This window comes from Marinobacter profundi, from assembly GCF_002744715.1.
In the GTDB taxonomy this organism is placed as follows: Bacteria; Pseudomonadota; Gammaproteobacteria; order Pseudomonadales; family Oleiphilaceae; genus Marinobacter; species Marinobacter profundi.
Window position 1 is genome coordinate 527,747 of the sequence record NZ_KZ319368.1, and the last position, 12,339, is coordinate 540,085.

The following is a 12,339-nucleotide window of genomic DNA, read 5'->3' on the forward strand; positions in this document are numbered from 1 at the left end:
AGAGCCCGGAGGGTCAGACCTCCATCAGGTCCTCTTCCTTGGCTTTCAGCATTTTCTCCACTTCCGCGATGTAGCGATCCGTCAGCTTCTGGATCTCGTCTTCACCGCGGCGCTGGTCGTCTTCGCTGATCTCCTTTTCTTTCTGGAGCTCTTTCAGGTCGTTGTTGGCATCACGACGGGCGTTGCGAATGGAAACCCGGCCATGCTCGGCATCGGCCTTGGCCTGCTTGACCATTTCCTTGCGGGTTTCTTCGGTCAGCATGGGCATCGGCACACGAATGATCTCGCCGTTGCTAGAGGGGTTCAGCCCCAGGTCGGACATCATGATGGCCTTTTCGACCGCACCGATCAGGTTCTTTTCCCAGGGTGCAACCGACAGCGTCCGGTTGTCTTCGACGTTGACGTTGGCCACCTGCCTGAGCGGGGTTTCCTGGCCGTAGTAGTTCACCATCACGCTGTCCAGGATCGCCGGGTGGGCGCGACCGGTGCGGATCTTGTTGAACGCCGCCGCCAGAGCCTCCAGGCTCTTCTTCATCCGTTGTTCGGCATCTTGCTTGATTTCGTTAATCACTGCAGTTTCCTCAATTCGTTGTCGGCTCTGTCTTACTCAATGAGCGTGCCTTCCGGCTCACCGGTTACGATCCGGGTCAGCGCGCCCGGCTTGTTCATATCGAACACCCGCACCGGCATGCCATGGTCGCGGGCAAGGCAGATGGCGGTCAGGTCCATCACACCGAGTTTCTTGTCCAGTACTTCATCGTAGCCCAAGTGGTCATATTTGACGGCCGTGGGATCCTTGACCGGATCTGCAGAGTATACACCGTCCACCTTGGTTGCCTTGAGCACGGCATCCGCCTCGATCTCGATACCCCGCAGGCAGGCCGCGGAATCGGTGGTGAAGAAGGGGTTGCCGGTGCCGGCACAGAAAATCACCACGTCGCCGTCTTTCAGATCCCGCACGGCACGACGGCGATCATAGTGTTCCACGATACCACTCATGGGAATGGCTGACATGACGCGGGTGCGGATGTTGGAGCGCTCGAGGGCATCACGCATCGCCAGGCCATTCATCACGGTGGCCAGCATACCCATGTGATCGCCGGTTACCCGGTCCATGCCGGCGGCATTCAGTGCAGCACCGCGGAACAGGTTGCCGCCGCCGATCACCAGGCCCACCTGGACGCCGATACCGATCAGCGCACCGATTTCCAGTGCCATGCGGTCAAGAACTTTGGGATCAATACCGAAATCGTGCTCACCCATCAGGGCTTCGCCACTGAGCTTGAGCAGTACTCGCTTGTATCTGGGCTGGGTGTGTGATGATTTCGGCATGATGCTCCCCTTTGTCATGGTTTGGCCGATACAGACTTGTATCTGACATACCCCTCGCAAAAAGGGGTATCTCAGATACAAGCCCGCCACGAGGGCCGGGTTACCCCGACCAACGTGGCAGACTCAGGAGACCCGCACCGAAGACCGGCACAGGTCACAGGAAGGATCAGGCCTTGCCAGTACCTGCAGCAGCAGCTACTTCAGCAGCAAAGTCGACAACTTCCTTCTCGATGCCTTCGCCCACTTCCAGGCGAACGAAACCAACCAGGTCGCCGCCGGCAGCCTTGATCAGCTGACCCACGGTCTGGTCCGGGTTCTTGACGAACGGCTGTTCAACCAGGCTGTTCTCGGCCAGGAACTTCTTGATACGGCCGCCCATCATCTTCTCGACGATTTCAGCAGGCTTGCCTTCCATATCCGGCTGGGCCTTGATGATTTCCTTTTCTTTTTCCAGCTCTTCGGCCGGCATATCTTCCGGCTTGCCAATGCGCGGGTTTACCGCAGCGACGTGCATGGCAACATCGCGGGCAATTTCAGCGTCGCCGGCAGTCAGGGCAACTACGGAAGCGATCTTGCTGTTGCTGTGGACATAGCCACCAACAACCGGACCCTCAACCTTGACCACACGACGAACCGTGATGTTCTCGCCGATCTTCTGAACCAGCGCTTCGCGCTTGGATTCCAGATCGCCTTCCATCAGCTTGGCAACGTCGGTCTCGCCTTTTTCGAAGGCAACGTTCAGAACGTCGTTGGCGAAGTTCATGAAGTTGTCGTCGCGGGCAACGAAGTCAGTTTCGGAGTTCACTTCCAGAATGAAAGCAACGGTGTTGTCGTCAGACACCTTGATCAGGGAAACACCTTCAGCGGCGGTACGGCCGGCTTTCTTGGCAGCCTTCAGACCGGAAGACTTGCGCAGCTCCTCGATTGCAGCTTCGACACTGCCGTCAGCCTCAACCAGCGCCTTCTTGCACTCCATCATGCCAAGGCCGGTACGCTCACGCAGCTCTTTGACCATTGCAGCGGTAATTGCAGCCATGTTCAATCCTCTTAACTGTTTCGAATTCGGTGGGGAGGCTCACCCGGGGGATCACCCCGGGCAACCTTACATCTCAAACGTGAAGGAAAAGCATCACTCGGCGGACGGAGCGGCGCCTTCAACGTCTTCGCTGATTTCGACAAACTCGTCAGCGCCGCCAGCCTGAGAGGCTTCCAGGCAGGTATCTGCCACGGCTTTAACGTAGATCTGGATGGCACGGATGGCGTCATCGTTACCCGGGATCACGAAATCAACGCCGTCGGGATCGCTGTTGGTATCAACCACACCGATAACAGGAATGCCCAGCTTGTTGGCTTCCTTGATGGCGATACGCTCGTGGTCCACGTCGATGACGAACAGTGCGTCCGGCAGGCCGCCCATGTCCTTGATCCCGCCGATGGAACGCTCAAGCTTCTCCATCTCACGGGTACGCTCGAGAGCTTCTTTCTTGGTCAGCTTGTCGAACGTGCCGTCCTTGCTCTCGGTTTCCAGGTCACGGTAGCGACGGATGGACTGACGGATGGTCTTGTAGTTGGTCAGCATGCCACCGAGCCAGCGGTGGTTAACAAACGGCTGACCGGAACGCTCTGCTTCTTCCTTGATGATCTTGGCAGCAGCGCGCTTGGTACCTACGAACAGAACCTTGTTCTTGTTCTCTGCCAGCTGCTGAACAAAGTTCAGAGCTTCGTTCATGGCAGGAACAGTCTGCTCCAGGTTGATGATATGAATCTTGTTGCGGGCACCGAAAATGTACTTACCCATTTTCGGGTTCCAGTAACGGGTCTGGTGACCAAAGTGAGCACCTGCCTTGAGCAGGTCACGCATATTTACCTGAGCCATGATATTTACCTTTTAGCTTCGGGTTAGTCCTCCACGCGTCCGATTGCCCCAACCTTCCTCCCGCAAACGGGAGAAGGCACCCTGGGACAACGTGCCGACACGTGTGTGAATTTGCCGGATTCGTTTCCGGCGGGCGCGTTTATACCATAAACGGCAAGCGCGATTCCATCACTTTTGGCCCTGACCGGCATCGGGGTTAGTACTGCCCTTCCTTGTGCCTTGGACCCGCGCCCCTTAAAATGCCGGTTTGATTCTTATTAACAGGAACCCCAATGCAGGTATCGATCAAGACTCCGGAAGAAATCGAAAAGATGCGCGTTGCCGGCCGGCTGGCGGCCGAAGTTCTCGAGATGATCGACGAGCATATCAAGCCGGGCATCAGCACCGAGGAAATCAACACCCTCTGCCACGACTATATTGTCAACGTCCAGCAGGCGATTCCCGCACCGCTCAACTACAAGGGTTTCCCGAAGTCAGTCTGCACCTCGGTCAACCACGTCATCTGCCACGGCATCCCGTCGGACAAGAAAATCCTCAAGGACGGCGACATCCTCAACATCGATGTCACGATCATCAAGGACGAATACCACGGTGATACCAGCAAGATGTGGATCGTCGGCAAGCCCAAGCCCGGTAGCGAGCGACTGATCCGGATTACCCAGGAGTGCCTATATAAAGGCATTGAACTGGTCCGCCCCGGAACCCGCCTCGGCGACATCGGCCACGTCATCCAGCAGCATGCCGAGAAACACCATTACTCGGTGGTGCGTGATTACTGCGGCCACGGCATCGGCAAGGTGTTCCACGAAGAGCCCCAGGTGATGCACTACGGCAAGCCCGGAACCGGCATGGAACTGGTCGAAGGCATGACGTTCACCATCGAGCCGATGATCAACCAGGGCAAGTACCAGACCAAACTGCTGCCGGACGGCTGGACCGTGGTCACCAAGGACCACAAGCTGTCAGCCCAGTGGGAGCACACCATCCTGGTCACCGCGGATGGCTGTGAAGTCCTGACCAAACGATCGGAAGAGTCATTCTAGGTGGACCTTAGCGAACTGGAGTCCCGCATCAGTAACGATCCGTCGCCCGTCGTGGCGGCCCGCGAGCTTTTAAAGCAACGCTATCAGGCTGATGCGGAGGCCTTCCGCAACGGTGCCGATGTCCGGGCACTGGTGCAATCCCGGGCCGACACCGTCGACCGGGTTCTCGGCCTGATCTGGAATCGCTATCCGTTTGCCAGCTCCGCCGACATCGCCCTGGTGGCGGTCGGCGGCTACGGCCGGGGTGAACTTCACCCCCACTCGGACATCGACCTGCTGCTGCTGACCCGAAACGGCGTCCACGATGAGTGGCAGGAAGACCTCGGCGCTTTCATTACCCTGCTGTGGGACCTCAAGCTCGACATCGGCCACAGCGTACGCAGTATTGACGAAAGCCGCGAGGCCGCCCGGGGCGACGTCACTATCCTCACCAACCTGCTGGAAACCCGTACCATCGCAGGCCCCGACGAGCTGCGAGCCACCCTGAGCGAGCAGGTTTACTCCGACGACGTCTGCACCGACCGGGAGTACTTCATCGCCAAGCGTGATGAACAGCAACAACGGCACCAGAAATACGGCGACACCGAATACAACCTGGAGCCCAACGTCAAAGGCTCCCCCGGCGCCCTGCGGGACATCCAGACCATCGGCTGGATCACCAAACGGCATTTTGGCCTGCACAGCATTACCGACCTGACCCGCTTCAGCATCCTGACCGAGGGCGAACACCGGGTCCTGCTCAAGGGCGAAACCTTCCTCTGGCAACTGCGCTACGGCCTGCAGCTGATTGCCGACCGCAATGAGAACCGGCTGCTGTTTGACCACCAGCGGGCACTGGCCCAGATGCTCGGCTATAAGGACGAAGGCAAGCGCCTCGGCGTCGAGATCATGATGCAGCGCTACTACCGCACGGTACTGGCGCTCAATGAGCTGGCCGACGTGATCCTGCAGCACTACGACGAAGCCATCCTCACCAACGCCGGTGAAGAGGAAATCTACCCGCTGAACAAGCGCTTCCAGGTGCGCAACCGCTACATCGAAGCCATCAACAACCAGGTCTTCGCCTACGCCCCCTACGCCATCATGGAAATCTTTGTGCTGATGGCACAGCACCCGGAAATCAAGGGCATCCGGGCCACCACCATCCGCTCCCTGCGAGCCCACCGCCACCTGGTTGACGATGCCTTCCGCTCGGACCTGGCGGTGACCTCGCTGTTCATGGAACTGATGCGCACGCCCCACGCCCTGGACCAGACTCTGTCCTACATGAAGAAGTACAACGTGCTGGGGCGCTACCTGCCGGAATTTGGCGAGATTATCGGCCAGATGCAGCACGACCTGTTCCACATCTATACCGTGGACGCCCACACCCTGCGGGTGATCCGCAACATGGTACGGCTCAACAGCACGGAAGCCCGCAAAGATTACCCGCTGGCGTCCCGCCTGATCCACCGGCTACCCAAGGTGGAAGACCTGTACATCGCCGGGCTCTACCACGACGTTGCCAAGGGCCGCGGCGGCGACCATTCCGAACTGGGCGCCATCGATGCCGAAAACTTCTGCCGCCGTCACCACCTGAGCGACCGGGATACCCAGCTGATCTCCTGGCTGGTGGAAAATCACCTGCTGATGTCGATGACCGCCCAGCGCAAGGACATCTCGGACCCGGACATCATCCACGCCTTCGCCCGCTCGATGCCCAGCCAGGTGCACCTGGACTACCTGTACGTGATGACGGTGTGCGACATCAGCGCCACCAACCCCAAACTGTGGAACACCTGGCGGGCCTCCCTGCTGCGTCAGCTCTATATCGAGACCCGCCGCGCCCTGCGCCGCGGCACCGAAACCCCGGTGGACCGCCATGAGTGGGTGGAAGCCACCCAGTCGGAGGCGCGGGAAATCCTCCACGCCCAGAACTTCTCCGACGACCAGATCAATGCCCTGTGGGACACCCTTGACGAGGACTACTTCCTGCAGGACTCCACGGTGGATATCGCCTGGCAGACCGCCGCGATTATCCGCCACGGCGACAACCCGGACCCGCTGGTGCTGATCCGCGACACCCGCGGCGGCCCTACCGACGGCTACTCCCAGATCATCATCTACATGAAGGACCGGGTCGCCCTGTTTGCCGCCACCACCGCGGTACTGGAACAACTCAACCTCAACATCGTCGACGCCCGCATCAGCGCCAGCGAGGGCCCCTACTCCATCAGCTCCTACGTGGTGCTGGACGACAAGGGCCAGCCCCTGGGCCTCGACCCGGCCCGCAAGGACCGGGTGCGGAAGCGGCTGATCGAGGAACTGGACGACCCGGATGACTACCCGGAGATCATCCACCGGCGCACACCGCGCCAGCTCAAACACTTTGCGTTCCCGACCGAAGTCACCCTGTCCAATGACACCATCAACCAGCGCACCGTGCTGGAGGTGGTGACACCCGACCGCCCCGGCCTGCTGGCCCGGGTCGGCCAGGTGCTGCTGGACCACCGGGTACGCCTTACCAACGCCAAGATCGCCACCTTGGGCGAGCGGGTCGAGGACGTGTTCTTTGTGACCGACGAACACGGCGACCCCATCCGCGACCCGGGCGTTTGCCTGGCCCTGCGGGACGATCTCTGTCAAATGCTGGACGACACCCAATGAACCCGAATTTGTCCCGATTGCATCCCTACCCCTTCGAGAAACTGGCCAAACTGAAAGCGAGGGTTGTGCCACCGGCCGACCTGCGGCCCATCTCCCTGGGGATCGGCGAACCCAAGCACCCGTCGCCCGACTTTGTAAAACAGGTGATTGCAGACAACCTGGACAAGCTGGCCAATTACCCCACCACCAAGGGCATGGACGAACTGCGCGAGGCCATCAGTGCCTGGGCAACCCGGCGTTTCCAGCTCCGCCCCGGCTCGCTGACCGCCAGCGACCATGTGGTGCCGGTGAACGGTACCCGCGAGGCCATTTTTTCCCTGGTCCAGGCGGTGGTGGATGCCAGCAAGCCCGCCAAGGTGGTCAGCCCCAATCCGTTTTACCAGGTTTACGAAGGCGCGGCCTTTCTCGCCGGCGCCGAACCCCACTACCTGCCTTGCGACGGCAGCAACGGCTTTATCCCGGACTTTGACGCGGTACCGGAGGCAGTCTGGCAGGACTGCCAGGTGCTGTTCCTGTGCTCGCCGGGCAATCCCAGTGGCGCGGTCATTCCCCGCGAGACCCTGATCAAGGTCATCGAACTGGCCGATCGCCACGACTTCATCGTGGCATCCGACGAGTGCTACTCCGAGCTGTACCCGGACGAATCCAACCCGCCGGAAGGGTTGCTGCAGACCTGTGCCGCCATTGGCCGCGACGATTACGCCCGGTGCGTGGTGTTTCACAGCCTGTCCAAGCGCAGCAACCTGCCAGGCCTGCGCTCCGGCTTCGTCGCCGGCGACGCCGGCATCCTCAAGGGCTACCTGCAGTACCGCACCTATCACGGCTGCGCCATGCCGATTCACAACCAGCTCGCCAGCATTGCGGCCTGGCAGGACGAGGACCACGTGCGGGAAAACCGCGCCGCCTACCGCGCCAAGTTCGAGGCGGTGGTGCCCATCCTGCGGGACGTGATGGACGTGGACTTCCCCGACGCCGGCTTCTACCTGTGGCCACAAACTCCCATCGACGACGAGACCTTCGCCCGCGAACTGTCCGCCGAACAAAACGTCCACGTGCTTCCCGGCCGCTATCTGTCCCGGGCGGTGGCTGGCTACAACCCGGGCGAGAACCGGGTGCGCATGGCCCTGGTGGCCCCGCTGGAAGAGTGCGTGGAAGCGGCCGAACGCATCGTTCGATTTGTGAAAAACCGGAACTGACCGAATGAAACTCTACGGCATCAAGAACTGCGACACCGTCAAGAAAGCCCGCAAATGGCTGGATGACAACGGCATCACCTACGACTTCCACGACTTCAAGAAAGACGGTCTGGACGACGCTCTGTTGACCCGCTGGGAAAACGCCATCGGCTGGGACGCTCTGCTCAACCGCCGCGGCACCACCTGGCGCAAACTTCCCGACGAGGTTCGTGATACCATTAACGCCCAAAGTGCCCACCAGATCATGCTCGACAACCCGTCCATCATCAAACGCCCCGTCGTTGAAAGCGGCCGGGAGCAGGGCGGAAACGTGAGTGTCGGCTTCAATGCCGACGACTGGGCCACCCAATTCAAGTAAACAGCTGACAGGAGCAACCGCGACAATGAGCTTCGCATTCGGAATCGGTATCGGAACCCAGAACCAGCAAGGCGAGTGGCTGGAGGTGTATTACCAGCAGCCACTGCTGATGCCAGACGCCACCCTGGTAGAGGTCGTCCGCAACACCCTGAACTGCGCCGCCGGTAACCAGGCGGTCGAAGCCAGTGCCGAGCAACTGCACCTGCTGGCCGAGGCCCTGCGCCAGGCCGGCCAGGTCGAACAGGCCAACCTGGCCGAAAAAGCCGCCAACAGCACCCGTCCGGTCGTGGTTACCGTTCTGGATGCGGACAACACCGCGGCCAGCACCCCCGAGGTCTACCTCAAGCTGCACCTGATATCCCACCGCCTGGTGAAGCCTCACGGCGTCAAGCTGGACGGCATCTTCGGCCTGCTGCCGAACCTGGCGTGGACCAACGAAGGCGCCATCGACCTGAACGAACTGCCGGAGCGCCAGCTGCAGGCCCGCATTGAAGGCCGCACCCTGGAAGTGAAATCCGTCGACAAGTTCCCGCAGATGACCGACTACGTGGTCCCCAAGGGTGTGCGCATTGCCGATACCGCCCGGGTCCGTCTCGGCGCCTATGTGGGCGAAGGCACCACCGTGATGCACGAAGGCTTCATCAACTTCAACGCCGGCACCGAAGGCACCAGCATGATCGAAGGCCGCATCTCGGCCGGCGTCATGGTCGGCAAAGGCTCCGACCTGGGTGGCGGCTGCTCCACCATGGGCACCCTGTCCGGTGGCGGCAACATCATCATCTCGGTGGGCGAAAACTGCCTGATCGGCGCCAACGCCGGCATCGGCATCCCGCTGGGCGACCGTTGCAAGGTGGAAGCCGGCCTGTACATCACCGCCGGCACCAAGGTGGCGCTGCTGGATGACCACAACAAGCTGGTGGAAATCATCAAGGCCCGTGACCTGGCCAACAAGCCGGACCTGCTGTTCCGCCGCAACAGCCAGACCGGTGCCGTGGAGTGCAAGACCAACAAGTCAGCCATCGAGCTGAATGAAGAGCTGCACGCCAACAACTGAGTGAACTGACCGATGCAGCCCGGCCTGGCCGGGCTGCCGTTTTATAACAACCCCGATCTCTTCCAACCCCCAAAGCCCGGAACCGCTTACATGGCCAACTCCCCCACTCTGGACCTCGCCATCGATCTCATTCGCCGCCCGTCGGTAACCCCCGATGACGCCGGTTGCCAGGACCTGATGATGTCCCGCCTGGCACCGCTGGGCTTCAAGGGCGAAGGCATGCGCTTTGGCGATACCGACAACCTGTGGGCACGACGGGGCAGCGAAGGCCCGGTGCTGGCGTTTGCCGGCCATACCGATGTGGTTCCAACCGGACCGGAGAAGAACTGGGCGCACCCGCCCTTTGAGCCGGTAATCCACGAAGGCTACCTGTATGGCCGCGGGGCGGCTGACATGAAAGGCAGCCTCGCCGCCTTCGTGACCGCCTGCGAACGGTTTGTGGCGCAACATCCCGACCACCGCGGCTCAATTGCCCTGCTGATCACCAGTGACGAGGAAGGTCCGGCCCAGCATGGCACCGTGAAAGTGGTGGAAACCCTGGAGGCCCGCAAGGAAAAGATCGACTGGTGCCTGATCGGCGAACCGTCCAGCACCCACCAGGTGGGTGACGTTATCAAGAACGGCCGCCGGGGCTCGCTGCACGGTTACCTGACCGTCCACGGCGTGCAGGGCCATGTGGCCTACCCGCACCTGGCAGAGAACCCGGTGCACACCGCCGCGCCGGCGCTGGATGCGCTGGCCAACGAATTCTGGGATAACGGCAACGACTTCTTCCCGCCGACCACCTTCCAGATCACCCGCGTCGAGGCAGGTACCGGCAGCAACATCATTCCGGGCGAGTTGCTGGTGCACTTCAACTTCCGTTACTGCACCGAGAACACTGCAGAAAGCCTGGAAGAGCGGGTGGTGGCGATTCTCGACCGCCATCAGCTGAAGTATGACCTGCAGTGGCACCTCAGCGGACGCCCGTTCCTCACCGACAAGGGCGCCCTGGTAACCGCCAGCCAGAACGCCATCCGCAGCGTCACCGGCATCGAAACCGAGCTGTCCACCTCCGGGGGCACCTCGGACGGCCGCTTTATTGCGCCTACCGGCGCCCAGGTGGTGGAACTCGGCCCCATCAACGCCACCATCCACAAAATCGATGAGTGTGTGAAGGCCGAGGATCTGGATACGCTGTCGGAGATTTACGAGCAGATCCTGGTCGAGCTGCTGGCCTGAGAACTCCCGATTTAATAATGCGGAGGAGGCGTCTCGTCCTCCTCCCGGCGGATATTCGAGGGTGACACCTCCTTGAGTTGCTTGTGCAGTAACTGCTTGGCAGCCCACAATTCGCGGATATCCAGCTCCTGGCGGGCAACCTGTTCACTCAAGGTGTTGATCAGGTCGTCCTGGAAAGCCAGCCGGGTTTCCAGCTCGTCCAGCCGTGCTTCGAGGTCTCTGTTACTCATCGGGTGTGCTGCTGCTCCGTAAATTCTGTGATCCGGTTTGCCCCTCTGGCCACAGGCTTGGTCAGAGTTCCGGGTTATCTGGTATCATGCCGCTTTTACCCGCCCCGATGTCGCAATTTCGTTCATCAGGCGGTCTTCACCGACCGGTTATCCAAGTTTACCTGATAACCGGTTTTTTATGGTTAGTGTTTGAATAATGGAGAAACCCGAATCAATGCGTAATCCAGTCAAAGCGATCCTCCTTGCCATCCTGATCGCGATTCCCGCACCGTTCGTCCTGGCCTTCGTGCTGGCCACCTTTACACCGGAAGTCTTCCAGATCCTGTCCCAGTCCGGTTCCAGCGAAGAGGCGTCCAGCGTTCCGTTCATTCTCGGCGGCGGACAGAGCATCGCGGCCTACATCATCAGCGTGGTGCTGTTTGGCCTCGCCGGCTTCCTGGCCATCACCTTCGCCCAGCGCCAGTCCCAGGGCAGCCGCCAGAGCGCTCCGCGCCGGCAGTCCCGCCCGCAGGACGAGTATGACGACGACGAAGGCATGGACGATGAAGGCCCCGAAGGGGACGAGGAAGGCACCGTCAAATGGTTCAACGTGAAGAAAGGCTTTGGCTTCATCGTCCGTGACAGCGGCGACGAAGTGTTTGTTCACTTCCGTGCCATCCGCGGCCGTGGCCGTCGCGTCCTTCGCCAGGGCCAGCTGGTCCGCTTCAACGTAGTGGATGCCGACAAAGGCCTGCAGGCCGACAACGTGTCGATCCTGAGCGAGTGAGGCCACCCATGCGGCCAGCAACCCAGGCCGCATCAGCCTCCTGAATAGAAAAGGGGCGGTCCATCTGACATGGACCGCCCCTTTTTTATCCAAGCCCTTTGTCAGAGGACAGACCGAAGGTCAGTCCCCGATTACCCCTCAGTTCCACACCACCAGCTGCTCACCCCGGTCATCCAGCCGCCACCATTTCTCTTCTTCAACCGGCTCGCCTTCCTGCCACTCACCCTGACTGCAGCGGATCTCACCATCCATCGCGCGCCAGGCACTGCGGGCACACTCCAGATCGGTATTCCAGGGTAATTCATCGGCTTCCAGTACCAGAGAGGTATAACGCTTGCCCGAGGCACCGGGATAGGCGCTGATACGCACCCGGTGGCCGCGGTAATCGCCAGCACCCTTGATCGCAGCGGTGGCCGATGCCGGCTCGCTGAGCACCAGGTTATCAAGCTGGTTACCCAGCCACTCGGTCAGCTTGGCCAGCTCCAGATCACGAATGTAGATTTCCAGGTCCTGCAACGCTCATTACTCCCGCTCGGTTCAAGGTGTCCGCTGAGAAAAACAGTCGTCATAGTGTACCGGACGGCGCCAGGCTGCAAGGCTCACGACGCAAAATTCAC

Annotated in this window: 13 protein-coding genes; 7 read left to right on the top strand and 6 right to left on the bottom strand. The window is 60.7% G+C overall.

Going from position 1 to position 12,339, the window contains the following annotated elements:
* Positions 1 to 13: 13 nt before the first annotated feature.
* The 4 genes from frr to rpsB all read right to left on the bottom strand — a co-directional run bounded on the left by frr (position 14) and on the right by rpsB (position 3,208).
* On the bottom strand, positions 14 to 571 hold the full coding sequence (gene frr, locus CLH61_RS05355; protein ID WP_099613656.1) for a ribosome recycling factor: 558 nt from the start codon (positions 569 to 571) through the stop codon (positions 14 to 16).
* 32 nt (positions 572 to 603) lie between these two features.
* The gene (gene pyrH, locus CLH61_RS05360) at positions 604 to 1,332 is read right to left on the bottom strand and encodes a UMP kinase (protein ID WP_099613657.1); all 729 of its coding nucleotides are present in this window, start codon (positions 1,330 to 1,332) and stop codon (positions 604 to 606) included.
* A gap of 166 nt (positions 1,333 to 1,498) precedes the next feature.
* On the bottom strand, positions 1,499 to 2,368 hold the full coding sequence (gene tsf, locus CLH61_RS05365) for a translation elongation factor Ts (RefSeq protein ID WP_099613658.1): 870 nt from the start codon (positions 2,366 to 2,368) through the stop codon (positions 1,499 to 1,501).
* Positions 2,369 to 2,461: 93 nt separating this feature from the next.
* The gene (gene rpsB / locus CLH61_RS05370) at positions 2,462 to 3,208 is read right to left on the bottom strand and encodes a 30S ribosomal protein S2 (protein WP_099613659.1); all 747 of its coding nucleotides are present in this window, start codon (positions 3,206 to 3,208) and stop codon (positions 2,462 to 2,464) included.
* Positions 3,209 to 3,480: 272 nt separating this feature from the next.
* Here rpsB and map point away from each other — a divergent pair, with 272 nt between their 5' ends.
* From map to dapE, 6 genes are all read left to right on the top strand, one after another.
* Positions 3,481 to 4,251, top strand: a complete 771-nt coding sequence (gene map, locus CLH61_RS05375) for a type I methionyl aminopeptidase (protein ID WP_099613660.1) — start codon at positions 3,481 to 3,483, stop codon at positions 4,249 to 4,251.
* On the top strand, positions 4,252 to 6,897 hold the full coding sequence (locus CLH61_RS05380) for a [protein-PII] uridylyltransferase (RefSeq protein WP_099613661.1): 2,646 nt from the start codon (positions 4,252 to 4,254) through the stop codon (positions 6,895 to 6,897).
* A complete protein-coding gene (gene dapC, locus CLH61_RS05385) occupies positions 6,894 to 8,093 on the top strand; it encodes a succinyldiaminopimelate transaminase (protein WP_099613662.1) in 1,200 nt (399 codons plus the stop codon). Before CLH61_RS05380 ends, dapC begins: the two co-directional genes overlap by 4 nt.
* Positions 8,094 to 8,097: 4 nt before the next feature.
* Positions 8,098 to 8,451 (top strand): ArsC family reductase, encoded by a 354-nt coding sequence (locus CLH61_RS05390; RefSeq protein ID WP_099613663.1) that lies wholly within the window; start codon positions 8,098 to 8,100, stop codon positions 8,449 to 8,451.
* 25 nt (positions 8,452 to 8,476) lie between these two features.
* Positions 8,477 to 9,505, top strand: a complete 1,029-nt coding sequence (dapD, locus tag CLH61_RS05395; protein WP_099613664.1) for a 2,3,4,5-tetrahydropyridine-2,6-dicarboxylate N-succinyltransferase — start codon at positions 8,477 to 8,479, stop codon at positions 9,503 to 9,505.
* A gap of 90 nt (positions 9,506 to 9,595) precedes the next feature.
* On the top strand, positions 9,596 to 10,726 hold the full coding sequence (gene dapE, locus CLH61_RS05400; protein ID WP_099613726.1) for a succinyl-diaminopimelate desuccinylase: 1,131 nt from the start codon (positions 9,596 to 9,598) through the stop codon (positions 10,724 to 10,726).
* Positions 10,727 to 10,737: 11 nt separating this feature from the next.
* Here the strand turns inward: dapE and CLH61_RS05405 are convergent, their stop codons facing one another.
* Positions 10,738 to 10,956: a SlyX family protein gene (locus CLH61_RS05405; protein WP_099613665.1), complete on the bottom strand. Its 219-nt coding sequence runs from the start codon at positions 10,954 to 10,956 to the stop codon at positions 10,738 to 10,740.
* Positions 10,957 to 11,170: 214 nt separating this feature from the next.
* On the opposite strand from CLH61_RS05405, the gene CLH61_RS18655 reads away from it, so the two are divergent.
* Positions 11,171 to 11,722 (top strand): cold-shock protein, encoded by a 552-nt coding sequence (locus CLH61_RS18655; protein ID WP_099613666.1) that lies wholly within the window; start codon positions 11,171 to 11,173, stop codon positions 11,720 to 11,722.
* Positions 11,723 to 11,860: 138 nt separating this feature from the next.
* On the opposite strand, the gene CLH61_RS05415 is transcribed toward CLH61_RS18655, so the two are convergent.
* A complete protein-coding gene (locus tag CLH61_RS05415) occupies positions 11,861 to 12,238 on the bottom strand; it encodes a hypothetical protein (RefSeq protein WP_099613667.1) in 378 nt (125 codons plus the stop codon).
* Between the last annotated feature and the right edge of the window lie 101 nt (positions 12,239 to 12,339).

Bases quoted from the DNA above. Each gene is read 5' to 3' on its own strand.
- pyrH (WP_099613657.1), bottom strand. From the start codon at position 1,332: ATGCCGAAATCATCACACACCCAGCCCAGATACAAGCGAGTACTGCTC.
- tsf (WP_099613658.1), bottom strand. From the start codon at position 2,368: ATGGCTGCAATTACCGCTGCAATGGTCAAAGAGCTGCGTGAGCGTACC.
- rpsB (WP_099613659.1), bottom strand. From the start codon at position 3,208: ATGGCTCAGGTAAATATGCGTGACCTGCTCAAGGCAGGTGCTCACTTT.
- map (WP_099613660.1), top strand. From the start codon at position 3,481: ATGCAGGTATCGATCAAGACTCCGGAAGAAATCGAAAAGATGCGCGTT.
- dapC (WP_099613662.1), top strand. From the start codon at position 6,894: ATGAACCCGAATTTGTCCCGATTGCATCCCTACCCCTTCGAGAAACTG.
- CLH61_RS05390 (WP_099613663.1), top strand. From the start codon at position 8,098: ATGAAACTCTACGGCATCAAGAACTGCGACACCGTCAAGAAAGCCCGC.
- dapD (WP_099613664.1), top strand. From the start codon at position 8,477: ATGAGCTTCGCATTCGGAATCGGTATCGGAACCCAGAACCAGCAAGGC.
- dapE (WP_099613726.1), top strand. From the start codon at position 9,596: ATGGCCAACTCCCCCACTCTGGACCTCGCCATCGATCTCATTCGCCGC.
- CLH61_RS05405 (WP_099613665.1), bottom strand. From the start codon at position 10,956: ATGAGTAACAGAGACCTCGAAGCACGGCTGGACGAGCTGGAAACCCGG.
- CLH61_RS18655 (WP_099613666.1), top strand. From the start codon at position 11,171: ATGCGTAATCCAGTCAAAGCGATCCTCCTTGCCATCCTGATCGCGATT.